This window comes from Streptomyces sp. NPDC060035 (assembly GCF_042736635.1).
Lineage (GTDB): Bacteria > Actinomycetota > Actinomycetes > Streptomycetales > Streptomycetaceae > Streptomyces.
Window position 1 is genome coordinate 230,031 of the sequence record NZ_JBHWVO010000002.1, and the last position, 26,168, is coordinate 256,198.

Annotated in this window: 22 protein-coding genes; 10 read left to right on the forward strand and 12 right to left on the reverse strand. The window is 72.1% G+C overall.

Annotated elements, in window-relative coordinates:
- The first annotated feature begins 45 nt into the window (after positions 1–45).
- Positions 46–546 carry a hypothetical protein gene (locus ACFWBQ_RS03660; RefSeq protein WP_385483485.1) on the forward strand — a complete coding sequence of 167 codons (501 nt, stop codon included), beginning with the start codon at positions 46–48 and terminating at the stop codon, positions 544–546.
- A gap of 7 nt (positions 547–553) precedes the next feature.
- Here the strand turns inward: ACFWBQ_RS03660 and ACFWBQ_RS03665 are convergent, their stop codons facing one another.
- A complete protein-coding gene (locus tag ACFWBQ_RS03665; protein ID WP_385483487.1) occupies positions 554–1,525 on the reverse strand; it encodes an aldo/keto reductase in 972 nt (323 codons plus the stop codon).
- A 63-nt stretch (positions 1,526–1,588) separates the two neighbouring features.
- Entirely contained in the window at positions 1,589–3,022 is a 1,434-nt protein-coding gene (gene argH / locus ACFWBQ_RS03670; protein ID WP_385483489.1) for an argininosuccinate lyase, read from the reverse strand.
- 199 nt (positions 3,023–3,221) lie between these two features.
- On the opposite strand from argH, the gene ACFWBQ_RS03675 reads away from it, so the two are divergent.
- The 3 genes from ACFWBQ_RS03675 (at position 3,222) to ACFWBQ_RS03685 (ending at position 6,038) form a co-directional block, all read left to right on the forward strand.
- On the forward strand, positions 3,222–4,631 hold the full coding sequence (locus ACFWBQ_RS03675) for a HEAT repeat domain-containing protein (protein WP_385483491.1): 1,410 nt from the start codon (positions 3,222–3,224) through the stop codon (positions 4,629–4,631).
- A 44-nt stretch (positions 4,632–4,675) separates the two neighbouring features.
- Positions 4,676–5,275, forward strand: coding sequence for a pyridoxamine 5'-phosphate oxidase family protein (locus tag ACFWBQ_RS03680; RefSeq protein WP_385483493.1), 600 nt, complete (start codon positions 4,676–4,678; stop codon positions 5,273–5,275).
- Positions 5,276–5,339: 64 nt separating this feature from the next.
- Positions 5,340–6,038, forward strand: a complete 699-nt coding sequence (locus ACFWBQ_RS03685) for a L,D-transpeptidase (RefSeq protein WP_385483495.1) — start codon at positions 5,340–5,342, stop codon at positions 6,036–6,038.
- An 11-nt stretch (positions 6,039–6,049) separates the two neighbouring features.
- Here the strand turns inward: ACFWBQ_RS03685 and ACFWBQ_RS03690 are convergent, their stop codons facing one another.
- From ACFWBQ_RS03690 to argC, 5 genes are read right to left on the reverse strand one after another with little or no spacing between them, the layout of a single operon-like run.
- Positions 6,050–6,586, reverse strand: coding sequence for an arginine repressor (locus tag ACFWBQ_RS03690; RefSeq protein ID WP_385483497.1), 537 nt, complete (start codon positions 6,584–6,586; stop codon positions 6,050–6,052).
- 25 nt (positions 6,587–6,611) lie between these two features.
- Positions 6,612–7,808, reverse strand: a complete 1,197-nt coding sequence (locus ACFWBQ_RS03695) for an acetylornithine transaminase (RefSeq protein WP_385483499.1) — start codon at positions 7,806–7,808, stop codon at positions 6,612–6,614.
- Complete coding sequence (gene argB, locus ACFWBQ_RS03700) at positions 7,805–8,731, reverse strand: acetylglutamate kinase (RefSeq protein ID WP_385483501.1); 927 nt, start codon at positions 8,729–8,731, stop codon at positions 7,805–7,807. The genes ACFWBQ_RS03695 and argB overlap by 4 nt, the downstream gene beginning before the upstream one ends.
- A complete protein-coding gene (gene argJ, locus ACFWBQ_RS03705) occupies positions 8,728–9,882 on the reverse strand; it encodes a bifunctional glutamate N-acetyltransferase/amino-acid acetyltransferase ArgJ (RefSeq protein ID WP_385483503.1) in 1,155 nt (384 codons plus the stop codon). The genes argB and argJ overlap by 4 nt, the downstream gene beginning before the upstream one ends.
- Positions 9,879–10,907 carry an N-acetyl-gamma-glutamyl-phosphate reductase gene (argC, locus tag ACFWBQ_RS03710; protein WP_385483505.1) on the reverse strand — a complete coding sequence of 343 codons (1,029 nt, stop codon included), beginning with the start codon at positions 10,905–10,907 and terminating at the stop codon, positions 9,879–9,881. Before argC ends, argJ begins: the two co-directional genes overlap by 4 nt.
- A 207-nt stretch (positions 10,908–11,114) precedes the next feature.
- On the opposite strand from argC, the gene ACFWBQ_RS03715 reads away from it, so the two are divergent.
- Together ACFWBQ_RS03715 and gap are read left to right on the forward strand one after the other, a co-directional pair.
- Positions 11,115–12,071, forward strand: a complete 957-nt coding sequence (locus tag ACFWBQ_RS03715) for a GlxA family transcriptional regulator (protein ID WP_385483506.1) — start codon at positions 11,115–11,117, stop codon at positions 12,069–12,071.
- Between the two features lie 107 nt (positions 12,072–12,178).
- Entirely contained in the window at positions 12,179–13,177 is a 999-nt protein-coding gene (gap, locus tag ACFWBQ_RS03720; protein WP_385483509.1) for a type I glyceraldehyde-3-phosphate dehydrogenase, read from the forward strand.
- Positions 13,178–13,456: 279 nt separating this feature from the next.
- Here the strand turns inward: gap and ACFWBQ_RS03725 are convergent, their stop codons facing one another.
- The 4 genes from ACFWBQ_RS03725 to ACFWBQ_RS03740 all read right to left on the reverse strand — a co-directional run bounded on the left by ACFWBQ_RS03725 (position 13,457) and on the right by ACFWBQ_RS03740 (position 21,374).
- The gene (locus ACFWBQ_RS03725) at positions 13,457–14,428 is read right to left on the reverse strand and encodes an ABC transporter ATP-binding protein (protein ID WP_385483511.1); all 972 of its coding nucleotides are present in this window, start codon (positions 14,426–14,428) and stop codon (positions 13,457–13,459) included.
- A complete protein-coding gene (locus ACFWBQ_RS03730; protein WP_385483513.1) occupies positions 14,425–17,154 on the reverse strand; it encodes an FtsX-like permease family protein in 2,730 nt (909 codons plus the stop codon). The genes ACFWBQ_RS03725 and ACFWBQ_RS03730 overlap by 4 nt, the downstream gene beginning before the upstream one ends.
- A gap of 1 nt (position 17,155) precedes the next feature.
- Complete coding sequence (locus ACFWBQ_RS03735; protein ID WP_385483515.1) at positions 17,156–20,482, reverse strand: FtsX-like permease family protein; 3,327 nt, start codon at positions 20,480–20,482, stop codon at positions 17,156–17,158.
- Between the two features lie 157 nt (positions 20,483–20,639).
- Entirely contained in the window at positions 20,640–21,374 is a 735-nt protein-coding gene (locus tag ACFWBQ_RS03740; RefSeq protein WP_385483517.1) for an ABC transporter ATP-binding protein, read from the reverse strand.
- A 258-nt stretch (positions 21,375–21,632) separates the two neighbouring features.
- Here ACFWBQ_RS03740 and ACFWBQ_RS03745 point away from each other — a divergent pair, with 258 nt between their 5' ends.
- On the forward strand, positions 21,633–22,265 hold the full coding sequence (locus ACFWBQ_RS03745; RefSeq protein WP_385483519.1) for an SRPBCC family protein: 633 nt from the start codon (positions 21,633–21,635) through the stop codon (positions 22,263–22,265).
- Between the two features lie 420 nt (positions 22,266–22,685).
- On the opposite strand, the gene ACFWBQ_RS03750 is transcribed toward ACFWBQ_RS03745, so the two are convergent.
- A complete protein-coding gene (locus ACFWBQ_RS03750) occupies positions 22,686–23,090 on the reverse strand; it encodes a DUF5997 family protein (protein ID WP_385483521.1) in 405 nt (134 codons plus the stop codon).
- 58 nt (positions 23,091–23,148) lie between these two features.
- Here ACFWBQ_RS03750 and ACFWBQ_RS03755 point away from each other — a divergent pair, with 58 nt between their 5' ends.
- The 3 genes from ACFWBQ_RS03755 (at position 23,149) to ACFWBQ_RS03765 (ending at position 26,162) form a co-directional block, all read left to right on the forward strand.
- A complete protein-coding gene (locus tag ACFWBQ_RS03755; RefSeq protein ID WP_385483523.1) occupies positions 23,149–23,904 on the forward strand; it encodes a LysR family substrate-binding domain-containing protein in 756 nt (251 codons plus the stop codon).
- Positions 23,905–24,052: 148 nt separating this feature from the next.
- Entirely contained in the window at positions 24,053–25,009 is a 957-nt protein-coding gene (locus ACFWBQ_RS03760; RefSeq protein WP_385483525.1) for an alpha/beta hydrolase, read from the forward strand.
- Entirely contained in the window at positions 25,002–26,162 is a 1,161-nt protein-coding gene (locus ACFWBQ_RS03765; RefSeq protein ID WP_385483527.1) for an acyltransferase, read from the forward strand. Before ACFWBQ_RS03760 ends, ACFWBQ_RS03765 begins: the two co-directional genes overlap by 8 nt.
- Positions 26,163–26,168 lie beyond the last annotated feature (6 nt).

The following is a 26,168-nucleotide window of genomic DNA, read 5'->3' on the forward strand; positions in this document are numbered from 1 at the left end:
CGCCACCCCGCCCTGCCGGACGGTGGCAGCGGGCACCATGAGGCGATGAAGCCGCTGCTGCTGATCGACATCGACGGCCCGCTCAATCCGTACGTGGCGCTGTCCCTCCGCAGGACGCCGAAGGGCTACCGGCGGCACCGCATGCGGCCGACGGGGTGGGCGGTGGGGCCGCCGCTTCCGGTACTGCTCAACCCGGAGCACGGCGACGAGCTGCTGGCCCTCACCGACCGGTACGAACTCGTCTGGGCGACCACCTGGAAGAACGAGGCAAATGAGTGGATCGGCCCGCACCTGGGGCTGCCGCCCCTGCCGTACATCGACTGGCCGGCGATGCACGGCGCGACCGGGGACGGGACGTACTGGAAGACGCGGTACGTCGTCGAGTACGCGGCCGGGAGGCCGTTCGCCTGGGTCGACGACGAGATCACGGATCTCGATACGGACTGGGTGGCGGGGCACCACCCGGGGCGGGCGCTGCTGCGTCCGGTCGACCCCCGGGTGGGGCTGGTGCGGGCGGACTTCGACACACTCGCCGCCTGGGCCTGACCCGGGCTCAGCTCCAGGGCAGCGAGGAGCGGTGCCTCCAGTACGCCTCCGGCTCCTCCACCAGGGCGTCCAGCCGGTCCAGCCGGTCCGCGTCCAGGTCGAGGAGGGGGGCGTGCAGGTTACCGGCGAGCTGGGTGACGGTGGCCGCTCCTGACAGCACGACGCCCGCCCACGGCCGGTGGAGCACGAACGCCAGGGCGACCGCATCCGCACCCAGTTCGGCCTCGGCCGCGATCTCCTGGACGACAGCGGGTGATTCGGTCCCGGCAAGCCGCCCGTTGGCCATGGCCTCCTTGACGATCACGGTGAGCCCCGCGTCGTGCGCCTCGGCGAGTGCCGGTCCCGCCGAGGTCTCCAGCGCGTTGTAGGTGGCCTGGACGGTACGGAAGAGGGGCTCGCCGTCCACCGTGACGGCGAGGGCGGCCCGGATGGCGTCGGCCTGGGCGGGGCCGCTGGTGGAGAGCCCGACGGTGGTGCCCTCCGCGGCCAGTGCGGCGAGGCGCGCGTGCAGGTCCTTGTCGCTCAGCACCGGGCTGTCGGCGGTCACCGAGTGGATCTGGTAGAGGTCGAGCCGTTCGCCGAGCAGTGCGGCCGTTTCGGCGCGCTGGCGTTCGAACGTGGCGAGGCTGTGGTCCTTCACCTCGTGCGCCTCGGCGGCGACGCGCCAGTCGGCGGTGTAGGTGTAGCCCCATTTGCTGCCGATGACCACGTCCGTCACGTCGGGGCGGGCGGTCAGCCAGTCCGCGAGGAACTCCTCGGAACGGCCGTAGGAGCGGGCCGCGTCGAAGTAGCGGACGCCCTGCGCGTAGGCCGCGTCCAGGAGTTCATGGGTGCGGGCGCGCAGCGCGTCCGCACTGCGGTCGGCGGGAAGGTCCCGGTCGCGGTGCAGATTGATGTAGCCGGGCCTGCCTACGGCGGCCAGGCCCAGCCCGATGTGGGCGGTCGGGGTAGTCGCTCGGTTCAGGCGGGCGAAGGGCATCGCGGGCTCCTCTGGGTCGGTTCCGAACGCCTTCCCGTCAACGTAGCCCGCGATGCCTGCGAATCACCCGCGCGCGGTCGCCCAGGCGTGCTGCGTCACCAGGTCGGCCTTCACCTCGGCCAGCTGGACGGCGACGGCCGAGGGGGCGGTGCCGCCGCGGCCGTTGCGGGAGGCGAGCGCACCGGGCACGTTGAGTACCGTGCGCACCTCGGGCGTGAGGTGCTCGGAGATCTTGGCGAACTGCTCGTCCGTCAGTTCGTCGAGCTCGATGCCCTGCTGCTCACAGACCTTGACGCACTCGCCCGCGACCTCGTGCGCGACCCGGAACGGGACGCCCTGCTTGACCAGCCACTCGGCGATGTCCGTGGCGAGCGAGAAGCCGGCCGGGGCCAGCTCCTCCATGCGCTCCCGGTGGACGGTGAGCGTGGCCATCATGCCGGTGAAGGCGGGGAGCAGGACCTCCAGCTGGTCGCAGGAGTCGAAAACGGGCTCCTTGTCCTCCTGCAGGTCGCGGTTGTACGCGAGCGGGAGGGCCTTGAGCGTCGCCATCAGGCCCGTCAGATTGCCGATGAGGCGGCCGGACTTGCCGCGGGCCAGCTCGGCGATGTCCGGGTTCTTCTTCTGCGGCATGATCGAGGACCCGGTGGAGAAGGCGTCGTGCAGGGTGACGAAGGAGAACTCCTTCGTGTTCCAGATGATGATCTCCTCCGCGATCCGGGAGAGGTTGATGCCGATCATCGCGGTGATGAACGCGAACTCGGCGACGAAGTCCCGGGACGCGGTTCCGTCGATGGAGTTGGCGACGGAGCCGTGCTCGAAGCCGAGGTCGGCGGCGACCGCCTCCGGGTCGAGCCCGAGGGACGATCCGGCCAGCGCGCCGGAGCCGTACGGGGACACCGCGGTCCGCTCGTCCCACTGCCGCAGCCGCTCGGCGTCCCGGATGAGGGGCTGCACATGGGCCAGGATGTGGTGGGCGAACAGGACGGGCTGGGCGTGCTGGAGGTGTGTGCGGCCCGGCATGGCCACGTCCGCGTGCGCCTCGGCGAGCCCCACGAGGGCGTCCTGGAGCTCGGCGATCAGCCCGCCGATGATCCGGGCGTGGTCGCGCAGGTACATCCGGAACAGTGTGGCGACCTGGTCGTTGCGGGACCGGCCGGCCCGCAGCTTGCCGCCGAGGTCCGGACCGAGACGCTCGATGAGGCCGCGCTCCAGCGCGGAGTGGACGTCCTCGTCGGCGACGGTGCCGGTGAACGAGCCGTCGGCGACGGCGGCTTCGAGCAGGTCGAGGCCGGCGATCATGCGATCGAGCTCGTCCTCGGTGAGCAGACCCGCCTTGTTGAGCACACGCGCGTGGGCACGCGAGCCGGCGATGTCGTACGGGGCGAGCCGCCAGTCGAAGTGGACGGAGGCGGACAGCCTGGCCAGGGCCTCGGCGGGGCCGTCGGCGAAACGTCCGCCCCAGAGGCGTACGTCGCTGTTGCCGGTGCCGTTGCTCACTGCGTGCTCCTCGGGAGTGCAAGGGTTGGATGTGCGACCGCCTCCGCGCACGCGTACGCAGGAGGCGGCGGTGACGCTGGGGACAAGGTCGCGCTCTTCGAGGAAGGACCGAAGATCCGACGAAGCATAACTATGCAGTCCACCGTATGTTTTGTCAAAGCTGCTGGTGGGAGGCGCGCGCAATCCCTAGGCTGAACGTATGCGTCACCTGATCCCCCTGTCCCCCACGCTGTACCTCCCTCCGCGGGACCGACTCCTGCTGGGCAAGCCCTTGGCCGCAGCCCTGGACACGGCCGATCCGGAGGCGTGGGTCGACCTCGACCGGCGGATACCGTCGGCGACCGCGTGGCGGATCGGGGTCCGGTCGCTCCGGTCCCTGCTGCGGGAACAACATGCCGACGGACACGGATCGGTCGACTGGGCCGCCGCTCCCCGCTGGGACGAGGAGGCCCGGGACGTCACCTGGTCGCAGTTCCCGCCCTCCGAGGCGGAGATCGCACTCGTCCTCTGCCACGACCGGTGGCAGGCACGGGAGGCAGCGCTGGCCTTCACTCAGGGCCGGCCGGCCCTCCTGCCACTGCTCCTGGTGCGCTGCGCCGACCGTCGGACGCAGGTACGGGAGCGGGCCCGCCTCATGATGGGTGCGGCCCTGCACGGGCCGGAGGCGGAGCCCTCGGAGCTGGTGCCCCTGGCCCTGCGCCTGAGCCTGCGCCCGCACGGCGGCTGGGCCCTGGAACGGATCCTGGCCGCCGCGGAACCCCTGCCGGCCGCACTGCCGTCCCGGCTCTGCGCGAGCCCGCTGGCCCGGGTCCGGATCCTCGGGGCGCGGCTGTCGCTGGAGCGGGGGCTCCTCACACCCGCCGGGCTCACGGAGCTCGCCCTCACCGCCCGGGACCGGGCCGTACGCCATCTGTGCACCGGCGCGCTGCTGGCCCGGGTCTCCGCCGGTGACCCGGAGCGGCTCCTGGACCCCCTGCTCACCGCTTCCTCGGCCGTGGCACGCTCCTCCGCGGTGACGGCACTGCACCGGGCGGGCCGTGGCCCGGAGGCCGCATTCCACCTGGCGGATCCGTCGGCCAGGGTGCGTTCCGCCGCCCGCCTGGTCCTGCGGATGGAGGGCCGGGATCCGCAGGAGCTCTACCGCGCACTGTGCGCCGACCCCGTCGCGCCCGGCCTTGCGCCGGGGGCACTGTTCGGCCTGGCCGAGTCCGGAGAGCCCGGTGCGACGACCCTGCTGCGACCGCTGACGGCACACCCGGAAGGCCGGGTGCGCGCCGCGGCAATCGCCGCGCTGCGCATGCTGGACGCGATCTCCCCCGATGAGCTCATGGCCGCCATGGACGACCCGCATCCGCCGGTGGTGCGCACCGCCTGCAAGGCGCTCGTGCCGTACGTCCTGCTCGTCCCGGAGGCGTGGCTGGCCTCCCTGGTGGCCCCGGGCCGCCCCCGCCACGTGCGGCGGTCCGGCCTCCGCCTGCTCTGCGCGCACAGCCTCGCCCTGCGCAAACGCGTGCTGGCCGCGCTGGAGGAGGACGAGGACCCCGAGGTCGCCCACGAGGCGCAGCGCGCCCGCTACGAACCGCTGCCGCCCGCCGGTTCCGGTGGATGAAACACGCTACGCGCAACGGCATTCGGCGACGGATACTTCACCCCATGGGAAAAACGTATGAGCGCATCGACGGACGGTTGCGCACCTTCATCGAAGAGCAGCACATCTTCTTCACCGCCACCTCCCCGCTGGACGCCGATGGCACGGTGAACCTCTCCCCCAAGGGCGTCAGCGGTTCGTTCGCCGTCGTCGACGAACGGACCGTGGCCTACCTCGACTTCGCGGGGAGCACCGCCGAGACCGTCGCCCACCTGCGCGAGAACGGGCGCATCACGCTGATGTGGTGCGCCTTCCAGGGGCCGCCGAACATCGTCCGGGTGCACGGCCGCGGTGAACCCGTCTTCCGCGACGATCCACGGTTCCCCGACCTGCTCGGCCACTTCCCCTCGGTCGACCCGACTGCGCACGGTCTGCGCGCCGTCATCGTGGTGACGGCCGAACTGATCCGGGACTCGTGCGGATACGGCGTGCCCTTCATGGCATACGACGAGGACCGGTCCCTGCACGCCGACCGCTTCCGGCGCGAGGACGACGCCAGTCTCAGCGCGTACTTCGAGAAGAAGCCGGACATCGCGACGAGCATCGACGGGCTGCCGGGACTTCCCCTGCCGCTGCCCGCCCTGCCGGTGCCGCCCGCGGGGTGAGGCGCTGGGCCGTACGGAGCAGGCCCGGTGGGGCCGTGCCGCCGCGGGTCGTACGGTCCGTAGCATGCGCAGATCCCTGGTGACCATGTCGGTTCTGCTGGCGCTGGCGTCGCTCGCGGCACGGCCGGCAGAACCGCCGCCCCTTCCGGAACGGCTGGCCGACACGGGCGGCGGCAGCCAGCTGATCACTGCCGAGGCTCCCGGCACGGACGCCACCACGGGCACGGTCACCTGGTGGGACCGGCGGTCGGGGAAATGGGTCGAGGCCGGTTCGGCGCCGGCCCGCTTCGGCGCGAACGGCCTGACCGAGGGCGCCACGCGTACACAGGGCACGAACACCACACCCACCGGCCTGTACGACCTGCCGTACGCCTTCGGCGTCGCTGCCGCCCCCGCCGGGACCCGCTATCCCTACCGCCGGGTCAACGACCGCTCGTGGTGGTGCCAGGACAACGCGTCACGCGCGTACAACCGCTGGGTGGAGCCGCTGTCCGCGGACTGCCGGGCGGACGAGGCCGAGCATCTGGTGACGTACGGCACGCAGTACGCGCGTGCGCTCGTGATCGGCTTCAACTACCGCCGGCCGGTGCAGGGCCGGGGTGCCGGCATCTTCCTCCACGTCAACGGCAAGGGTGCGACCGCCGGTTGCGTCTCCGTACCGGCCGCCGCCATGGACCGGATCCTGGCCTGGGCGGACCCGGCCCGGCGTCCGCACATCGCGGTCGGGACCGAGTCCGGCCCGACCGCGATCACCCGCTACTGACGGGCAGCCGCTCAGCGCTCGTTCTGTGCGAGCCGCAGCAGGTGGTCGGCCAGCGCCTGGCCGCCGTTCGGGTCGCGGCTGATCAGCATCAGCGTGTCGTCACCCGCGATCGTGCCGAGGATCGCCTGGAGTTCGGCCTGGTCGATGGCCGAGGCGAGGAACTGGGCGGCACCCGGCGGCGTACGCAGCACCACGAGGTTGGCCGAAGCCTCCGCGGAGATGAGCAGCTCGGAGGAGAGCCTGCGCATCCGCTCCTCCTTCGCGGACCCGCCGAGCGGCGCCTGCGGGGTACGGAAACCGCCCTCGCTGGGCACCGCGTAGATCAGCTCGCCGCCGGTGTTGCGGATCTTCACCGCGCCGAGCTCGTCCAGGTCCCGGGAGAGCGTCGCCTGGGTGACGCTCAGCCCGTCGTCGGCCAGGAGCTTGGCCAGCTGGCTCTGTGAGCGCACCGGCTGCCGGTTCAGGATGTCCACGATCCGGCGGTGGCGTGCGGTGCGGGTCTGTGGAACCGACGGCCCGCCGTGCTCGGGTTCCTGCGCCTCGGTCATCGTCGTCGCCTCATTCTCCGGTTCGTCACTCTCCGGATCGTCCGTCCCCGTAGGCCGCGTCGAGAGCTCCCGGCAGAATCCGCAGGAACGCGTCCACCTCGGCGTCACCGATGATCAGCGGCGGCATGAGCCGTACGACATCGGGGGCGGGCGCGTTCACCAGGAGTCCGGCTCCCTGAGCCGCCTGCTGCACCTTCGGTGCGAGGGGCCCGGTGAGCACGATACCCAGCAGCAGGCCGGAGCCGCGGACGTGGGAGACCAGCGGGTGCCCCAGGCCCTCGACACCGTCCCTGATCTTCTCGCCGAGCCGCTTCACGTTGTCCAGGGCGCCGTCGGCGGCAAGGGTGTCCAGAACGGCGAGACCGGCGGCGCAGGCGACCGGGTTGCCGCCGAACGTCGTGCCGTGGTGGCCCGGCTCCAGCAGGTCGGCGGCCGCACCGAACGCGACGGTGGCGCCGATCGGCAGTCCGCCACCGAGGCCCTTGGCCAGCGTGATGAGGTCGGGCTCGACACCCTGGTGGGCCTGGTGCTCGAACCAGTGGCCGCACCGGCCGATCCCGGTCTGCACCTCGTCCAGGACCAGCAGCGTGCCGGTGGCCCGGGTGATCTCCCGGGCGGCCTCCAGATAGCCCTTGGGCGGCACGACGACGCCGTTCTCACCCTGGACGGGCTCGATGATCAGCAGTGCCGTGTCGGTCGTCACCGCGGCCCGGAGCGCCTCGGCGTCGCCGTACGGCACGTGCGTGACATCGCCGGGCAGCGGCAGGAAGGCCTCGCGCTTCTTGGGCTGGCCGGTCAGGGCGAGCGCGCCCATGGTCCGGCCGTGGAAACCGCCGTCGGTCGCGACCATGTGGCTGCGCCCGGTGAGCCGGCCGATCTTGAAGGCGGCCTCGTTGGCCTCGGCGCCGGAGTTGGAGAAGTAGACCCTGCCCGTCCGGCCGGAGAGCTGCAGCAGCCGCTCCGCGAGCGCGATGGGCGGTTCGGCGATGAAGAGGTTGGAGACATGGCCGAGGGAGGCGATCTGGGCGGAGACGGCCTCGACGACGGCGGGGTGCGCGTGACCGAGCGCGTTGACCGCGATACCGCCGACGAAGTCGAGGTACTCGGTGCCGTCGGCGTCCCACACGCGGGCGCCGGCGCCGCGGACCAGGGGCAGTTGCGGGGTCCCGTAGTTGTCCATCAGCGCACCCTGCCAGCGCTGCAGGTACTCCTCGTTGCTCATGACTCCCCCTGTGCGTGCGGCTGTGTCTCGGTCTGTGCGTCGGGCACGACCATCGTGCCGATTCCCTCGTCGGTGAAGATCTCCAGCAGGATCGAGTGCTGGACCCGGCCGTCGATGACCCGGGCGGTCTCGACGCCGTTGCGTACGGCGTGCAGGCAGCCCTGCATCTTGGGCACCATGCCGCTGGAGAGGTCGGGCAGCAGCTTCTCCAGCTCGGTGGCGGTGAGCCGACTGATCACGTCGTCGCTGTGGGGCCAGTCCTCGTAGAGGCCCTCGACATCGGTGAGGACCATCAGCGTCTCGGCGTTGAGCGCGGCCGCGAGGGCCGCGGCGGCGGTGTCGGCATTGACGTTGTAGACGTGGTTGTCCTCGGCGGAGCGCGCGATGGAGGAGATGACCGGGATCCGGCCGTCGTCCAGCAGCGCCTGGATGGCTCCGGTGTCTATGGCGGTGATCTCGCCGACCCTGCCGATGTCGACGAGCTCGCCGTCGATCATCGGGCGGTGCTGGGTGGCGGTGATGGTGTGGGCGTCCTCGCCGGTCATGCCGACGGCGAGCGGGCCGTGCTGGTTGAGCAGGCCGACGAGCTCGCGCTGGACCTGGCCGGCCAGCACCATGCGTACGACGTCCATGGCCTCGGGTGTGGTGACCCGGAGGCCGGCCTTGAACTCGCTGACCAGGCCCTGTTTGTCGAGCTGGGCACTGATCTGCGGCCCGCCGCCGTGCACGACGACGGGCTTGAGACCGGCGTGCCGCAGGAAGACGACGTCCTGGGCGAACGCGGCTTTCAGCTCCTCGTCGATCATGGCGTTTCCGCCGAACTTGATGACGACGGTCTTGCCGTTGTGCCGGGTCAGCCAGGGCAGCGCCTCGATGAGGATCTGCGCCTTCGGCAGCGCGGTGTGCTTCCTCGCGGCACTCATGAGCTGTACGCGCTGTTCTCGTGGACGTACTCGGCGGTGAGGTCGTTGGCCCAGATGACGGCCGTCTCGGCGCCGGCGGCGAGGTCGGCGGTGATCTTGACCTCCCGGTAGCGCATGTCGACGAGGTCGCGGTCCTCGCCGACGCCGCCGTTCCTGCAGACCCAGACGTCGTTGATGGCGACGTTCAGCTGATCGGGGTCGAAGGCGGCCTTCGTGGTGCCGATGGCGGACAGGACACGGCCCCAGTTGGGGTCCTCGCCGTGGATGGCGCACTTGAGGAGGTTGTTACGGGCGATACTGCGGCCCACCTCGACGGCGTCGTCCTCGGTCGCGGCGTTGACGACCTCGATCCGGATGTCCTTGGACGCGCCTTCGGCGTCACCGATCAGCTGACGTGCGAGGTCGGCGCAGACGGTCTGCACGACCGCCGCGAACTCGGCCTGCCCGGGGGAGATTCCGCTGGCGCCCGAGGAGAGCAGCAGCACGGTGTCGTTGGTCGACATGCAGCCGTCGGAGTCGACCCGGTCGAAGGTGGTCCGGGTCGCGTCGCGCAGCGCGGCGTCGAGACCCGCGGCGTCCACATCGGCGTCGGTGGTCAGGACGACCAGCATGGTGGCCAGGCCGGGGGCGAGCATGCCCGCGCCCTTGGCCATCCCGCCGACGGTCCAGCCCTCGCCGCCCGCGACCGCGGTCTTGTGCACGGTGTCGGTCGTCTTGATGGCGATGGCGGCCTTCTCACCGCCGTGCTCACTCAGGGCCGCTGCGGCCTTCTCGATGCCGGGCAGCACCTTGCCCATGGGGAGCAGCAGGCCGATCAGTCCGGTCGACGCGACCGCGATCTCGCCCGCACTGTGACCGGTGAGGACCTCGGCGGCCTTCTCGGCGGTCGCGTGGGTGTCCTGGAAGCCCTGGGGGCCCGTACAGGCGTTGGCACCACCGGAGTTGAGGACGACGACGGTCACTTCGCCGCCCTTGAGCACCTGCTCCGACCAGAGGACGGGGGCGGCCTTGACGCGGTTGGAGGTGAAGACGCCCGCAGCGGCGCGACCGGGCCCGTTGTTGACCACGAGGGCCAGGTCCGGACCACCGCTCTCCTTGATTCCGGCGGCGATGCCCGCCGCCGTGAATCCCTTGGCTGCCGTGACGCTCACGGTGCGACTCCGATCGTGGAAAGACCTGTGTCCTCGGGCAGTCCGAGGGCGATGTTCATGCTCTGCAGAGCGCCCGACGCGGTACCCTTGGCGAGGTTGTCGATGGCGCTGATCACGACGATCCGGCCGGCCGCCTCGTCGTACGCGACCTGGATCTGGACGGCGTTGGATCCGTACACGGCCGCGGTGGCGGGCCACTGCCCCTCGGGCAGCAGATCGACGAACGGCTCGTCCGCGAAGGCCTTCTCGTAGGCGGTACGGAGCGACTGGGCGCTCACGCCCGGCTTCGCCTTCGCGCTGCAGGTGGCGAGGATGCCGCGGGGCATGGGCGCGAGGGTCGGTGTGAAGGACACGGTGACCGGCTCACCGGCTGCGGCGCTGAGGTTCTGGATCATCTCGGGCGTGTGCCGGTGGACACCGCCGACGCCGTACGGGGACATGTTGCCCATGACCTCGGAGCCCAGGAGGTGCGGCTTGGCCGCCTTCCCCGCCCCCGAGGTACCGGAGGCGGCGACGATGACGGCCTCGGGTTCGGCGAGCTGGGCCGCGTACGCCGGGAAGAGCGCCAGGGAGACGGCGGTCGGGTAGCAGCCGGGCACCGCGATGCGCTTGGACCCCTCCAGCGCACTGCGGGCTCCGGGCAGCTCGGGCAGGCCGTAGGGCCAGGTGCCCGCGTGCGGTGAGCTGTAGAATTTCTCCCAGTCGGCGGCGTCCTTCAGCCGGAAGTCGGCGCCCATGTCGACGACGAGCACCTCGTCGCCGAGCTGTTCGGCGACGGCGGCCGACTGCCCGTGCGGCAGGGCCAGGAAGACGACCTCGTGCCCGGCGAGCACCTCGGCCGTGGTCGGCTGGAGCACCCGGTCGGCCAGCGGCCTCAGATGGGGCTGCAGGGCGCCGAGCTTCTGCCCGGCGTTGGAGTGGCCGGTGAGGGCGCCGATCTCGACCTGTGGGTGGGTGAGGAGCAGGCGGAGCAGTTCCCCGCCGGCATATCCGCTCGCCCCTGCCACTGCCGCACGTACCACCATCGAATTCCTCCTAGTCGATGGCATGACTATACGCTGGCCTGCACTTTTATGCAAAGATCTTTGCTGATTGAGCCCTGTCCTATGGTGACCGAGTTCTTGAGGTGGCCCGTGAGCGGTTGAGCCGGCCGGCAGGTGGGCCGAGACCCCTCGGCGGACCTGCCCGGCTTTCGGGACCGGGCCGATGCGCCCCCGCGTACCCTCTTCCCCGTGCCTGCCCCCTCCCCGCATCACGTCGCCGTCCTCGTGCTCGAGGGTGCGAAGCCTCTCGATGTCGGTATTCCCGCGCAGGTGTTCACGACCCGCGCGAGCATGCCGTACGAGGTGCGGGTGTGCGGCGCGGAATCCGGTCTCGTGACCGGCGGTGACGGCCTGTCGTACTACGTCGCCCACGGCCTCCACGCACTTGAGTGGGCCGACATCGTCTTCGTCCCCGGCTACCGGTTCCCGGACCGCGACGACCCGCCGCAGGCCGTCGTCGATGCGCTGATCGGCGCCCACGATCGGGGCGCGCGGCTCGCCGCCATCTCGACGGGCGCCTTCGCGCTCGCTGCCACGGGCCTGCTCGACGGCAAGCGCGCCACAACGCACTGGCATTACACGCGGGCACTCGCGGCGAAGCATCCGCTCGTCTCGGTCGACGAGAACGTTCTGTTCGTCGACGAGGGCAGCGTGCTGACGTCGGCCGGCGCCGCCTCGGGCATCGACCTGTGCCTGCACATTCTGCGCGGCGATCTCGGGGTGGCCGCGTCGAACCACGCGGCCAGGCGCCTGGTGGCGGCCCCCTACCGCAGCGGCGGTCAGGCGCAGTACGTGCCGCGCAGCGTGCCCGAGCCGCTCGGCGAGCGGTTCGCCGCCACCCGGGAGTGGGCGCTGCACCGGCTCGGCGAGGCCCTGACCCTTGAAGCGCTCGCCCGGCATGCGGCGGTGTCGCCGCGCACGTTCTCGCGACGCTTCGTCGAGGACACGGGGTACACGCCGATGCAGTGGGTCATGCGCGCCCGCATCGACGTGGCCCGCGAACTGCTCGAGCGTTCGCAGCGGAGCGTCGAGCAGATCGCCGCCGACGTCGGTCTCGGCACCGGTACGAATCTGCGGCTGCACTTCCATCGCATCCTCGGCACCACGCCGAGCGAGTACCGGCGCACCTTCGCCCAGGGCGAGTAGCCCGCCACCACCACGTGGCGCGATCCTTTCGGACCGTGGCGATCACGCCGCTGTCACCGGCGGACGCCGCACGCGAACCTGATGGCGAACCCGAAGGGACACCACTCATGACTCGCATCGCCATCAACGGATTCGGCCGCATCGGACGCAATGTGCTGCGCGCGCTGCTCGAACGCGACAGCGACCTCGAGGTCGTCGCCGTCAACGACCTCACCGAGCCCGCCACCCTCGCGCGGCTGCTCGCCTACGACACGACGGCGGGCCGGCTCGGTCGCCCGGTGACCGTCGACGGGGACGCCCTCGTCGTCGACGGCCGTCGCATCACGGTGCTCGCCGAGCGCGAACCGGCGCAGTTGCCGTGGGCCGAGCTCGGCGTCGACATCGTGCTCGAGGCGACCGGCCGCTTCACGTCGGCCACGGCCGCCCGCGCCCACCTCGGCGCAGGCGCGAAGAAGGTGCTCGTCGGTGCGCCGTCGGACGGCGCCGACGTCACGCTCGCGTTCGGGGTCAACAACGACGCGTACGACCCGGCGGTGCACACGATTGTCTCGAACGCCTCGTGCACGACCAACGCGCTTGCGCCGCTGGCCGCGGTGCTCGACGATCTTGCCGGCATCGAGCACGGCTTCATGACGACGGTGCACGCCTACACGCAGGAGCAGAACCTGCAGGACGGCCCGCACCGCGACGCCCGCCGCGCCCGCGCCGCCGCTGTCAACATCGTGCCGACCACGACGGGCGCCGCCAAGGCGATCGGCCTCGTGCTGCCGAACCTCGAAGGCAAGCTGACGGGCGACTCGATCCGCGTACCGGTTCCGGTGGGCTCGATCGTCGAACTCAACACGACTGTCGCCCGCGACGTGACGCGCGACGACGTGCTGGCGGCGTACCGCGCCGCGGCGGAGGGGCCGCTCGCCGGCGTCCTCGAGTACTCGGACGACCCGCTCGTGTCCTCCGACATCACGGGCAATCCGGCCTCGTCGATCTTCGACTCGGCCCTCACCCGCGTCGACGGCCGCCACATCAAGGTGGTCGCCTGGTACGACAACGAGTGGGGCTTCTCGAACCGCGTGATCGATACGCTCCAGCTCCTCGCCACCAGCTGACCGGACGCCGGGGCGGCCCTGCTTCGGAGGCCTCGCCGCCCAGCACCTCCTGTGAGCGCTCCGGTTGGCCGGCCGGACCAACCGGAGCACTCAGCCACACCCGGTGCTGCGCCTGCTCCGGCCGGCCCGCCCCCGGCTGACGCTCCGGTGGGTTCGAGCGTTCCCGCTTGCCGGGGCCGGCGCCGGTCCGGCTGCTCCGTGACCGACACCGGTCCGCCCCACGCTGAGCGTTGTTTGCCCAGAGGTGCCAGGCAGGGCGCTCAGTCGCACGTATGCGGGCTAGCGATCCGTCGTGTCGTCAGGCCAGATTCCTATGTGGTCGGGTTCCAGTTCCAGCATCACCCGGTCACGCATGCCCAGGGCATCGGTGTACTCCGCGGGCAGCTGAAGGCGGCCTGCGCGGTCCAGCATCGCGTACTCCCTGGCCACCACCGATTCCTGGCCCGTCGTCGCGTCGACCTCCGTACGCCGCAAGGTTTCCGTGGAGGTGCGGCCGTCGCGGATGGCCACCGTGCGGCGGACCTCGTCGGCCACCGACTGGTCGTGGGTGACGATGAGGGTCGTCGTGCCGAGTTCCTCGTTCGCCGTACGCAGCGCAGCGAAGACCTGCTCGGCCGTCTGGGAGTCCAGCTCGCCCGTCGGCTCGTCGGCGAGCAGCACCGACGGCTCGTTCGCCAGCGCCACGGCGATGGCAACGCGTTGCTGCTGGCCGCCGGACATCTGGTGCGGGCGGCGGTCGCGGCAGTCGGCGACGTCCAGCAGGGAGAGCAGCGATTCGGCCCGCTCGGCCCTCCCCTTCGTACGGCCGCGCAGCTGCATCGGCAGCGTCACGTTCTGCACGGCGCTCAGATACGGCAGCAGATTGCGTGCCGTCTGCTGCCAGACGAAGCCCACCACCTCGCGCCGGTAGCGCAGCCGGTCCTTCGCGCCCATGGTCAGCAGATCGCAGCCGGCCACCTTCGCAGCGCCCGCCGTCGGTTCGTCCAGGCCGGCCAGGATGTTCATCAGGGTCGATTTTCCGCTGCCGGACGCGCCGACCAGGGCCATCAACTCGCCCTCGCGGACCAGCAGATCGAGCCCCTGCAGCGCCTGCACCTCGACTCCGTCCGCGGAGAAGATACGGACCAGCCGGTCGCAGGTGATCAGCGCGTCGTGGCCGTACTCGGGCCGGTCACGCCGGGCCGCCGCCCGGCGCTCCAGCTCGCCGAGGGTGATCCCTGTGGAGGACTCGGTCGTGGAGGACTCGGTCATCGCGTGTCTCCTGCCCTGAGTTCGGTCGTTGTCGTACGCCGGGTGGTCACCCAGGCCTGTGCCGCGGCCACCGCCGACGCGATCACCACCACGGCGAGCGCGGGCAGCAGCAGACTCACCGGGTCGGCACGCAGCTGTACCGGGCCGAGCGAGGCGAAGCGTCCCTGCGAGGCCAGGGCAAGGCGGCCGAGATCTATTCCGGGAGCGAGCAGCAAAATCGCCACCCAGCCGACCAGCGCACCACCCACGGCGGCCAGCAACGCCTGCGGGAGGTTCTCCAGGATCAGCAGACTGCGCCCCTGACGGCGGGTCAGACCCATGGTGCGCAGCCGGCCCAGCAGCGCGGCCCGCTCGGGGGCGGTCTGCAGCAGTGTGAGTACCAGCGCGAGGACGGCGTATCCGGCGCCTGCAGCTGCGGCCACCCCGTAGATCCGTTCGGCGCCGCTCTGCACGGGTGACTCCGTGAAGCTGTCCCGTTCGGCGGAGCGCAGCGTCACGGTGGCGGAGCCCGCCGTGCGGGCGGCTGCCTCGAGATCGGCGCCGGCCACCGAAGGGCCGGAGATCAGCAGCGTGGTGGCGGGGCGGCCGCCCGGCAGGCCCGCCGCATCGACCACCAGGAAGTCGCCTTCGGCCACGGCAGGGGTGGCGCTGCGCACGACGTCCACGCGGACCGTGAACAGGCCGCCCGCCGGGCCGATCGCGGTCGTCCGGCCGCGCAGCCGCTCGGCGACGGCGGGGGAGGCGAGCGCGGGCAGCACTCCGGAGGACTTCCGCAGCCCGTCGGCCCGGAAGGCGCCGAGGCCGGTGCGGCGGGCGAGACGCGCGTACGAGTCGGGTTCGACGGCGAGCAGCGTGACCCTCTCGGTGCCGGCGTCCCGCAGGTCCAGGTCGAACTCGCTGTGGACGGGCACGACATCGCGTACCCCGGCCACCTTCCGTATCTTTCCGGCCAGCGCGCCCGGCAGCGCCTCGGCCGAATCGATCCGGGCATCGGCGCCGACCGCGACCAGGGACGCCCGGTCCCGGGCGTCGGCGACACCGGAGAGTACCGAGCCGCCGTACGCCGCCGTCGTCAGAGCCACGAGCAGCGCCAGCAGCGGAAGCGCGGCGGTGGCCGGGGAGCGGCCCGCACGGGCCAGTGACAGAAAGCCGATCGCACCACGCCGACGCGCCACCGGCAGCGCAGCGAGCCGCAGTGGCAGCGGATACAGCCGTACGAGCAGCAGTGCGGCGACCACCCCCACCAGCACCGGGGCGGCGCTGACCAGTTCGTCCACGTCGCCGTCCGAGGTACCCCGGCGGCGCAGTGCGGCGACCGCTGCCACGGTCAGCACCAGCAGTGTCAGTTCGGCCACGGTCCGACGGCGCGACGGTCTGGCCCGTACGAGATCGTCCCGTTCGCCGTGCAGCCGCGGCCGCCGGTGCAGGAACGCGGCCCTCAGCGGCAGCGCGGCACAGGCGACCAGCGCGACCGCCGCCGAGGCCAGCAGCGGCGGCAGCATCCGGCCCTCGGGGACGATGACGAACGCGAGAGCGCAGCCGACGGCCGCGGCGGGCAGCGCGGGAACGGCGACCTCGGCCAGCAGCCGCCCCGCGATACCGCGGACCGAACCGCCGCGCGAGCGCAGCAGGGACAGCTCGGCGTGCCTGCGGGCGGCGGCCAGGCCGCCGGCCATCAGCAGGACGACGCCCGCGACGCTGCCGACACCGAAGGCCGCGACCGCGACCACAGGGCTGATGGCGGAGAGGATGACGTCGAAGTCGATGAGGACGTCGTCCAGACCGGAGTCGGTCTGCAGCTGGGGCGAGACCGTGGTGCGCAACGTGCTCTGCAGCGGGCCGTGTTCGAGGGAGGCTATCGTTTGCGTGATCCGTGGCAGATCACCGACGCCGACACCGGCCGGGTCGGGGGCGATACGCCAGTAGGCCTCGGTCTCCACGGTCACGGACAGCAGCGCCGGTGCCGCTTCGGGGGCCAGCAGCAGTGCGCCGTGCCAGTACGGCTGAGGGATGGTCTGCGCCGTGTAGAGCCGCGTCGGCGTACGCAGGACGGGATCGACGGACCAGTAGCTCAGCCGTGGCCGCAGAGGTTCGACGATGCCGGTGACGTGGATGGCGGCGAGGGCCACGCCGCCGGGCTGCGGCGGCACGTGGATGGTCGAACCGACCTTGATGTGGAGGGACTTGGCAGTGGCCGAGGTGACCGCGGCCTCCACGGCAACGGCGGCCGGGGTGACGGAGTCCGCGGTGGCTCTGGGCAGCCGTCCCGAGGTCAGTGTGGAGTGCTCGGCGATTCCGGCCTGGGCGAAGAGCGTGAACACCGGGCTCCCGCCGTCCAGTTGGGGCAGCCACTCGTCGGTGGCCGCCACGGGCTTGAGGATGCGTGCTCCGTAGGCGGACTGTCCGGTGTCGGCGCGCAGCGGATTCGGCAGGGCAGCCAGGATCTGTCGGTAGTGCTCGGTCAGCCGACGGAACTGCAGCGAATCGGCCCAGTCGCTCGGGCCGCTGTCGTCGTGCTGCAACGGTTCGTCGGTCAGCTGGATGGCGCTTCGCTCCGGCGAGGCGCCGCTCATCTCATGGCGCAGGCCCTGGCTCCCGTACGTGTCCACTGCGCGCGGGAAGGCCGCGGCGAGGAACGAGGTGACCAGGACGAGCAGCAGCAGTGCGACGGCGGGCCCGGGCGCTGTACGCAGCCGGGTGCGGACCCAGGGGGCGGCGGCCTTCATGTCACTCGCCTCCCTGGACGCGCAGCGCCGTCGCAGGATCGCCCCGGCGCAGCGCCAGCGCCGCCACGATGAGCACGGGCGCGGCGGCAACTCCCGCGATCAGCAGGGCGACGCGGCCGGCCGGCAGCTCCACCAGCACACCCGGAACAGGCAGTGTGGCCTGTCCGGTCAGCACGATCAGCGGTACGACGGCACGGGTGAGCACCGCGCCGAGGGCAAGCCCGATCAGCAGCGCGAGCCCGATCAGCAGCGATTGTTCGGCGGCAAGCAGCCGGGCCAGCTGGCGCCGCGGGGCACCGAGCGCCCGGAGCACCGCGAACTCCGCCGAGCGTTCCCGCAGCGCTCCCACCGTGCTCACCGCGAAGCCGACCGCGGCCAGCGCCGCCGCGACGAGAGCCACCGCGAGCAGCGCCGACTGCGGTCCCGCGCCGAGCGGATCGTCGTGCAGGCCCTCGGCGATCTCGTCACGCACCTGGACCTGGGTCGGGTCGATCTCGGCCCTGTCCCGCAGGGCCGCAGCGACCCGATCCGCCGTGCCGGGCTCGGTGAACAGCCACCATTCGGTGGGCGGGAACGCCGAGTCGGGGCGGGCGGCGAGCACCCGGTTGACGGCCCGCAGATCGAGCAGCAGCGCGCCGCCGTCGGTCGCGGGGGTGGCGGCCGGATCGGGTCCGCCCGCACCGGGCCCGGTGGTCGGGATGCCACGGAGGACGCCCGCGATCTTCACCTTGACGGGGCCGCCGGGCATCGGGATGTCGATCACGGAGCCGGGCTTCGCGCCGCTGGACTCGAGGAAGCGATCGGTCGCCAGCGCGGCCGGCAGGGCCGGGTCGGCACGCCGGGCCGCGACCCGGACGGTGACCGTGCGCTCGGCACCCCACTCGCTGTCGAACACCGCTCTGCCCGTCTGGTACGAGACGTCGAGGGGCGTCCGGGCCGACGAGCCCACGGCGGTGACCGCGGGCGCACGCTCGTTCCTGGACGGGTCGGGTTCGGCACTCACCGTTGCCTCCGCCTCCCAGACCAGCCCCTTCGGCACGGTGACCCGCCGGGTGGCGCCATCGGCGGTGATCGGGCGCATCCCGCCGATCGTGAGCCGCTTGGACGCGATCCGGTCCGGATAGCCCGCCTCGTCGAATTCCACCGCGGTCAGCGCCAGCGGACCCGCCGGCCTCCCCACCGGGGCATCGGCCGCCCCGGCGAGGTCCACGGTCATCGCGTGCGGCTTGCCGTCCGGCGCAAGTGTGTCCAACTGCAGCCGGTACGGCACTCCGTAGCGGTCCTCGAAGGTAAGGGTGATGATCGTGCCCGCTTCGTTGTACGGGCCGTCCTCGGCGGCGCGCAGGGTGACGTCGAGAACAAGGCGCGCGGTGTCGTCGGGCAGCAGCACCCCGGTGCGTGCGGTCTCCTGCGGGCGCAGGGCCGCCAGCAGCCTCTCGGGGCCGGCGTCCGCCAGATCGTCCCGCAGCTGCAGTTCCGTGCCGGCGAGTCGGGTGTCGAGCGCCAGTACGGTGGCCTGGCGTCCGCCCGAGAGACCGAGACCGGTACGGGCGGCCGGCACCGCTGCCCGTACGCCCGGCATCCCGTCGTACACCCCGCCCTGGCCGAACTGGACGGTGCCGCTGCCCAGTACGCGTACCGGGGCACCGGAACGGAAGTCCGCCTGGTCGTCCTGCGAGCGGTCCCAGGACGCGCCCTGGCCGATCGCCAGCATGCCCATCGCGACCGCGAGCACCAGCAGCAGCACCGGGCCCGCGCCGCGCAGCGGTCTGCGGCTGAGCTGCCAGCCGGCGAGCGAGACGGTCAGACCCCGGCCCGCGGCCGCGCGCCTCTCGGCGAGCTTTGCGGTCGGCGGCAGCAGCCGCAGGGTGAGCACGGTCCCGGCCAGCAGCGCCAGCGCGGGCGCCACGACGAGCAGCGGATCGATGCCCAACTGCCCCTCGCGGTCACCGCTGAGCGCACCGCCGCCCGAGGTGCGCCGGTCCAGCTGCCAGTACGCGACGGCGGCGACGACAAGGAGTCCGACATCGGCGCCGGCCCGTAGCGGGGCGGGCAGCGTACGGGCGCGGCCGCGTACCGCCGCGGCCGCGGTGAGCGCCGGGGCCACCACGGCCGCGGCGCAGGCCAGCGCCGCCACCGCGCCGACCAGCCAGACCTCTGCGGTCAGGCCGGTGTCGATGTGCAGCCCGATCCTGGCCAGCAGTCCCTGCCCGGCCAGCAGCCGGGTGAGCGGACCGGCGAGCAGCGGTGCGCACACGGCGGCAGGCAGCGCGAGCAGCAGCGCCTCCAGGGCGGAGAGCGCGGCAAGACGGCCCCGCGATGCGCCGCGGGCCCGCAGCACCTGGGTCTCGCCCGCGCGTTCCGTGCTCAGCAGCCGGGCCACCAGCAGCAGCGCGTACGCGGCAAGCAGCACCAGCTGCAACGAGACGATCAGCAGCGTCGCTCTGGACACCAGCAGTGCCCGCTCCAGCTGGCCGAGGACGTCGGGCAGCGAGGTGCGGGCCATGACGCCGCCCTTCAGCCCGGGTTGTGCGGCGAGGAACTTCTGGCTGTTCTTCGCGGCCGTGCGCAGAGGGCCGATCCGATCGGCGCCGAACGTGCCGAAATCAGCGGTCGCCAGCCAGGACAGACCGTCCTGAGTGATACGGCCGGATCCGAAGGTCGCGGGGTCGGTGAGCAGCGGCCCGTACGTCATGAACGAGTCCTTGCGCACACCGCGCCCGCCCAGCTCGTCCAACTGCCAGTACGGATCGTTCCGGTCGACGGGACGGTAGGTGCCGGTGACGCGTATCCGCACCGCGGGACCACCGAGCCGGTCGGCGAGGGTCAGCACCCGCGGACCCGGGACGAGCTTCAGCTGCTTCGCGGCGGCCTCGGGCACGGCGACCCCGATCACGTCGCCCGGTTCTGCCGTGGGCCAGTCGCCCTTCGACAGGCGGACCCGTGAACGGTCCGCCACGGCGAACTCGGTGAGGTCCGGTTCGCCCTTGCGGGCTGCGGGTGGCTGCAGACTGCGCGGCAGCGCGTACGGCCCCGAGCGGTCGAACTGCCACAGGGTCACCGGCAGCCCGTCGAAGGACTGCTCCGCCCCGCGCCGGGCGGCCCGCATGGCCGCAGCACGGTCCGCGCCGGGACTCTCCGCGGTGATGACCAGCGAGGCGGCAGCCGCGTCCCTGGTCTGCAGAGCGTGACGCAGCCCGGCGTCCCCGACGGAGCCTGCGAAGGCGGCGAGGGTGGCCAGTACGGCGGTGGTCAACAGGACGGCGAGCAGTGCGGCCGTGAGCAGCAACCGGTGTCCGCGTACACGGAGAAACACAAACCCCGTCACCGGTCTCCCCCCGAAGTGCCCTGTGTACGTCCCCGAAAGCCGGAACAGATGCTTTCAGAGGCGCTGCGGGGATAGCACCGCTCTCACACAGGACTTGATCGGATTGTGACCGGAATCCGGCACGAGAACACCGGAATGCGGGACTCCGGCCGACGGATCAGACCTGCTCGACGATATGGCCGTCGTTGAGTTCGAGCACCCGGTCGGCCAGGCCCAGCAGTTGGGCGTCGTGCGTGGCGACCAGTGCCGTCACACCCTCGCCCCGCACCACGGCACGCAGCAGCTCCATCACTGCGAGCCCGGTCTCCGCGTCCAGCTGGCCCGTCGGTTCGTCGGCGATCAGCAGGGCGGGCCGGTTGGCGAGCGCGCGGGCTATGGCGACACGCTGCTGCTGGCCGCCGGAGAGTTCGCCGGGCCGCTGCGCCGCGTGATCGGCGAGTCCGACCAGGGCGAGGAGCAGCTCGACCCGCTCGTCGCGCTCCTTCGGGTCGGTTCTGCGCAGGCGCATCGGCACACCGACGTTCTCGGCAGCTGTCAGGATCGGGATCAGGCCGAAGGACTGGAAGATGAAGCCGATCCGGTCGCGGCGCAGCTCCAGCAGGCCGTCCTCCCCGAGGCCGGCCAGATCGGTGCCGCCGACGGTGATGCGGCCCTCGTCGGGGGAGTCGAGGCCGCCGACCAGGTTGAGGAGTGTCGTCTTCCCTGAGCCCGATCTGCCTTTGAGGGCGACCAGTTCACCGCGCGGGACATCGAAGGAGACGCCTCGGAGCGCATGGACGGCGGCGGCCCCGGAACCGTAGGAACGATGCAGGTTCTCCACCCGCACCATGGCTTCCCCGTCCCGGTCCGCTGCGACGGTCGTGCCGGAGTGCGAGCTGATGCTCTCGGTCATGAAGAGTCCCCCGTACGGAATCGGTCCGGCTCAGTATGTGCAGGGGCATGCGGCCGGGCAATGGCCAGGAGCCTCGTGTCGAACGCATGGGCGGGGCGGGGAAGGGTTCATGGTGGTTGCGTGGACACAACCACTCGCCGGGACGGCTCAGGGCCAAGGATCAGGGCATGATCAGCTCGGATTTGCCGGCAGATGCGTTCGGGACGGAGCTCGCGCGGGACAGGCGCGAGCACAGACCGACAGAGGAGGTGAGTGGCCATGGGTGAGATCCTCGACGAGATCAACCGGGTGCACCGCGAGGTCGGCACGCGGAAGGCCGGGGCGGAAGAGGCCGGCACGGTGCTGCTGCGACGCACCTATGACGCGGAGGTCGCCGACGTATGGGACGCGGTGACCTCGCCCGAGCGGATCGCGCGCTGGTTCCTTCCGGTGAGCGGGGAGTTCACGGCCGGCGGGCACTACCAGCTGGAGGGCAACGCCGGTGGCGAGATCCTCGAGTGCGTCCCGCCGGAGCGGCTGCGGGTGTCCTGGCTGTCCGGGCCTGAGCCGGGGTTCAGCGAGGTCGAGGTGCGGCTCGCGCCGGAGGGCGACGGCCGGACGGTGTTCGAGCTGGAACACGTGGCCGTGGTGCCGGAGGAGTTCCGGGCACGGTTCGGGCCTGGAGCGGTCGGGATCGGCTGGGACCTGGCCCTTCTCGGGCTCGCCACGCACGTCGCCGGGGGTGAGATCACCCCGGAGGAAGCCGCCGCCTGGCAGACCTCGCCCGAGGCCACAGCAATCGTGACGCGCTCGGCCCAGGAGTGGGGCGCCGCGTATGCCGCGTCGGGCGCCGGCCCGGAGGTCGTGGCCACCACGACGGCGGCGACGATCGGGTTCTACACCGGGGCGTAGAGCGGGCCCTCACGGTCCGGGGACGCTCACCGCCCGGGGGGCCTCGCGGGTCCGGTGGCACTCACCGTCCGAAAACCACCGCAGGACCGGCGGCACTCACCGTCCGAAGACCCTCGCAGGTCCGGTGGCACCGACCGCCCGAAAATCCCCGCAGGACCGGCAGCACCCACCGTCCAGGTCCGAGGGGGGCACCCACCGTCCGAAGTCCCTCGCGGGTCCGGTGGCGCCGACCGTCCGAAAACCACCGCAGGTCCGGTGGCACTCACCGTCCGAAGACCCTCGCAGGTCCGGTGGCACCGACCGCCCAAAGCCCCTCGCGGGTCCGGCAGCACTCACCGCCCGAAGACCCCCGCGGGTCCGGCAGCACTCACCACCCGAAGACCCCCGCAGGACCGGCGGCACTCACCACCCGGACATGCGTCAGGAGCGCGCGTCGCCTGATTCGTCGGCCCGCGCCGCGTTCTTCTCCTTGATCCGCACCGCTTCCTTGCGGACCTCGGCCTGGGTGGCGCGCTCCTTCTGCAGCCACTCGGGGCTCTCGTTCTTCAGCTCGTCGATCTGCTCGGTGGTGAGCGGCTCCGTGACTCCGCCCCGCGCGAGGCCGGCGATGGAGATGCCCAGCTTCGACGCGACCACCGGCCGGGGGTGCGGGCCGTTGCGCCGCAGCTCCTGCAGCCACTCGGGCGGATCGGTCTGGAGGGCGTTCAGCTCGCTGCGCGAGACGACGCCTTCCTGGAACTCGGCGGGGGTGGCTTCGAGGTACACACCCAGCTTCTTCGCCGCGGTGGCGGGCTTCATTGTCTGGGTGGTCTGGTGCGACGTCATGGTGCCAAGGGTATCGAGCATGTGCGCCGCCTCCGACCACGGCCGGTAACCTGGCGGAGTGACAGGCTCGGAAACCCCCTCTTCGTTCCGGCTCGCCTACGTCCCGGGCGTGACCCCGACCAAATGGGTGCGGATCTGGAACGAGCGGCTGCCCGGCGTCCCGCTGACCCTCGTGGCCGTACCCGCCGCCGAGGCGGCCGGTGTGCTGCGCGGTGGCGACGCCGACGCCGGTTTCGTACGCCTCCCGGTCGACCGTACGGATCTCAGCGCGATCCCCCTCTATACCGAGACGACCGTGGTCGTGGTCCCCAAGGACCATCTCGTGGCGGCCGTCGAGGAGGTGTCGGCCGCGGATCTCGCCGACGAGATCGTGCTGCACCCCCTCGACGACACCCTGGAATGGGACCGCCCGCCGGGCATGCCCGCGCTCGAGCGCCCCGCGACGACGGAGGACGCCGTCGAGCTGGTGGCGGCAGGGGTGGGGCTGCTCGTCGTCCCGCAGTCGCTGGCCCGTCTGTACCACCGCAAGGACCTCACCTACCGGCCGCTCTCGGACGTTCCCGAGTCGCGCATCGCCCTGTCGTGGCCGGAGGAGAGGACCACCGACCTGGTGGAGGAGTTCATCGGGATCGTCCGGGGACGGACCGTGAACAGCACCCGGGGCCGCCCCCCGACACCCCCGCAGCCGAAGGCCAAGCGCCCTGAGAAGAAGGGCGGCGCACCGCGCAAGCCCGCAGCCGGCAAGGCGACCGGCAAGAACCCCCGGGGCGCGTCCGGCGGCGGCAAGCGCGGCAAGCCCCGGCGTCGGCCGTAGCGGGCGTCGAGAGGCCGGGCACCCCCTACCCGTAGTACTCCAGAGCTACGTGACAGGTGCGCTCCTCAGCGGGACGCCGACCACACGGGGCGGTCCATAGCTTCAGTACCGGATTCATCAGGAACATCCGGTACGGAAGGACCACCCCATGGCGTCCCGCCCACGCAGCAGCCGTCTGCGTCGCGCGCTGTTCACCGCGCTCGTCACCGCGTCCGTGGCACTGCCGGTGTCGGGGGCTGCCCGCCCCGCTGCTGTTCCGGCGCCCGCCCCGGCGGCCCTCGGCCCGCTGGGCGCCGCGACCCCGGGCGCGCTGGCCGACCGGTACGAGGCCAACCGTGACGGCATCAGGGCGGCCGAGCGTATGGCCGCCCGGCACGGAGACCGACAGCGGGCCGCGTCCCTGCGGGCCCTGGCCGGGCCTGCCCGGCGCTTCCTCGCGTTCGACGGGCGCGACGGCGGCCGCACCGCCGAGGTCTTCGGGGATCTGTCCCGGGCCGGCCGGATCGCCGTACTGGTGCCGGGCGCGGGTGTCGACCTCGACCACTACTGGCGTTTACGGCGCGACGCCGAGGCGCTCATCGGGGAACTGGGCAGCGGGTCGGCCGTCGTCGCCTGGCTCGGGTACCGGACACCGGTCACGCTGAGCCCCGGGGCACTCACATCGGGACGGGCCGCCGAAGCGGCACCGCGACTGGATTCCTTCGTACGGGAGTTGAGCGCGGCACAGCCCGCCGCCCGGGTTTCCGTGCTCTGCCACTCCTACGGTTCCGTCGTCTGCGCCCGGGCAGCGTCCCGGCTCGATGTCGCGGAGATCGTGCTGTACGGCAGCCCCGGCACCGGCGCCGACAGCGCCGCCGCGCTGCACACCCGGGCCACGGTCCGGGCCGGCCGGGGCGGTGACGACTGGATCGCGGACGTACCGCACCTGCAGGTGCGACTGCCGTTCGTCACGGTCGGGTTCGGTACCGACCCCGTCTCGCCGGAGTTCGGCGCCGAGGTCTTCGACGCGGGCGACGGCGGTCACAGCGAGTATCTGAAGCCGGGATCCGTCTCGCTGCACAGCATCGCCCGGATCGTCGCGGGGCCGGTGGGCCGTCATGCGTGAGCTCGTGCGGCGTATCGAATCCGCGACGCCTCCGGACCGCGACCGTGCGGTCGACGCCCTGCGCGGCCTCGCCATCCTGGGCGTGGTGTGCGGCCACTGGCTGGTGACCGCACTGGTCGCCGACAGCGGCACGGTGCACGGTGCGAGTCCGCTCCAGTACATGCCGCAGCTCACCCCGGTCTCCTGGGTGTTCCAGACGCTCGCGGTCTTCTTCCTGGTGGGCGGGCACGTGGGAGCGAAGGGCTATGCCTCCGCCAGGGCGAGGGGCGAGTCCTACGGCCGGTGGCTGCGGGCCCGGATGGGACGGCTGTTCCGGCCGGTCGCCGTCGTCCTGGTGGTGTGGGCCGTGGCGGCGTGCGTGATGCTGGCCTCCGGGGTGGATCAGGACACCGTGCGCGCGCTGGGCAAGCTGGTGTGGTCGCCGCTGTGGTTCCTGCTGGTCTTCGCGGCGCTGACGGCGGCGACCCCGCTCGTGGCGCGGCTGCATCCGCTGTGGCCGCTCGCCGTGGTCCTCCACGTCGACCTGATCCGCCTGGGCCTCGACGGCCCTGCCGCCCTCGGCCGGATCAACGTGGCGGCGGGCTGGCTGGTCCCGTACTGCCTGGGCGCCGCGTGGGCGCGGGGCGGGCTGCGCAGCCGCCGGACCGGTTGGGCGTTGCTGCTCGGGGGTGCGGGGGCCACGGCGGGGCTCGTCCTGCTCGCCGGCTATCCGGCGTCCATGGTCGGGGTGCCCGGCGGCGAGCTGTCCAACCTCGATCCTCCGACCCTCGCGGTCGTCACCTTCGGCCTCGCCCAGTGCGGAGCGGCTCTGCTGCTGCTCGGACCGCTGCGCCGGGTCCTGGCGCGTCCCGCCGTCTGGGCGGCCGTGGCGCTGATGAACCTGTCCGCGATGACCGTGTTCCTGTGGCACCAGACCGCGATGATCGTGGTGACCTCGACCGTCCTGTTCCTCGGCGGCCCGCTGCCCGGCCTGCACACCGTGCCCGACGGCCCGGTCTGGGTCCTTGCACGACTGGCCTGGCTGCCGGTCTTCGCCCTGGCTCTGCTGGTGCTCCGGCACGCCTTCGGTGCGTACGAACAGGGGCGGGGCAGCGGATCGACGGTCGTACGGAAGAACTCCCCTGCCCGGATCCGGGAGTCGCGACGTGCCTAAGGTGGA

Bases quoted from the DNA above. Each gene is read 5' to 3' on its own strand.
- ACFWBQ_RS03660 (WP_385483485.1), top strand. From the start codon at position 46: ATGAAGCCGCTGCTGCTGATCGACATCGACGGCCCGCTCAATCCGTAC.
- ACFWBQ_RS03665 (WP_385483487.1), bottom strand. From the start codon at position 1,525: ATGCCCTTCGCCCGCCTGAACCGAGCGACTACCCCGACCGCCCACATC.
- ACFWBQ_RS03675 (WP_385483491.1), top strand. From the start codon at position 3,222: ATGCGTCACCTGATCCCCCTGTCCCCCACGCTGTACCTCCCTCCGCGG.
- ACFWBQ_RS03680 (WP_385483493.1), top strand. From the start codon at position 4,676: ATGGGAAAAACGTATGAGCGCATCGACGGACGGTTGCGCACCTTCATC.
- ACFWBQ_RS03685 (WP_385483495.1), top strand. From the start codon at position 5,340: ATGCGCAGATCCCTGGTGACCATGTCGGTTCTGCTGGCGCTGGCGTCG.
- ACFWBQ_RS03690 (WP_385483497.1), bottom strand. From the start codon at position 6,586: ATGACCGAGGCGCAGGAACCCGAGCACGGCGGGCCGTCGGTTCCACAG.
- ACFWBQ_RS03695 (WP_385483499.1), bottom strand. From the start codon at position 7,808: ATGAGCAACGAGGAGTACCTGCAGCGCTGGCAGGGTGCGCTGATGGAC.
- argB (WP_385483501.1), bottom strand. From the start codon at position 8,731: ATGAGTGCCGCGAGGAAGCACACCGCGCTGCCGAAGGCGCAGATCCTC.
- argC (WP_385483505.1), bottom strand. From the start codon at position 10,907: ATGGTGGTACGTGCGGCAGTGGCAGGGGCGAGCGGATATGCCGGCGGG.
- gap (WP_385483509.1), top strand. From the start codon at position 12,179: ATGACTCGCATCGCCATCAACGGATTCGGCCGCATCGGACGCAATGTG.
- ACFWBQ_RS03725 (WP_385483511.1), bottom strand. From the start codon at position 14,428: ATGACCGAGTCCTCCACGACCGAGTCCTCCACAGGGATCACCCTCGGC.
- ACFWBQ_RS03730 (WP_385483513.1), bottom strand. From the start codon at position 17,154: ATGAAGGCCGCCGCCCCCTGGGTCCGCACCCGGCTGCGTACAGCGCCC.
- ACFWBQ_RS03740 (WP_385483517.1), bottom strand. From the start codon at position 21,374: ATGACCGAGAGCATCAGCTCGCACTCCGGCACGACCGTCGCAGCGGAC.
- ACFWBQ_RS03745 (WP_385483519.1), top strand. From the start codon at position 21,633: ATGGGTGAGATCCTCGACGAGATCAACCGGGTGCACCGCGAGGTCGGC.
- ACFWBQ_RS03750 (WP_385483521.1), bottom strand. From the start codon at position 23,090: ATGACGTCGCACCAGACCACCCAGACAATGAAGCCCGCCACCGCGGCG.
- ACFWBQ_RS03760 (WP_385483525.1), top strand. From the start codon at position 24,053: ATGGCGTCCCGCCCACGCAGCAGCCGTCTGCGTCGCGCGCTGTTCACC.
- ACFWBQ_RS03765 (WP_385483527.1), top strand. From the start codon at position 25,002: ATGCGTGAGCTCGTGCGGCGTATCGAATCCGCGACGCCTCCGGACCGC.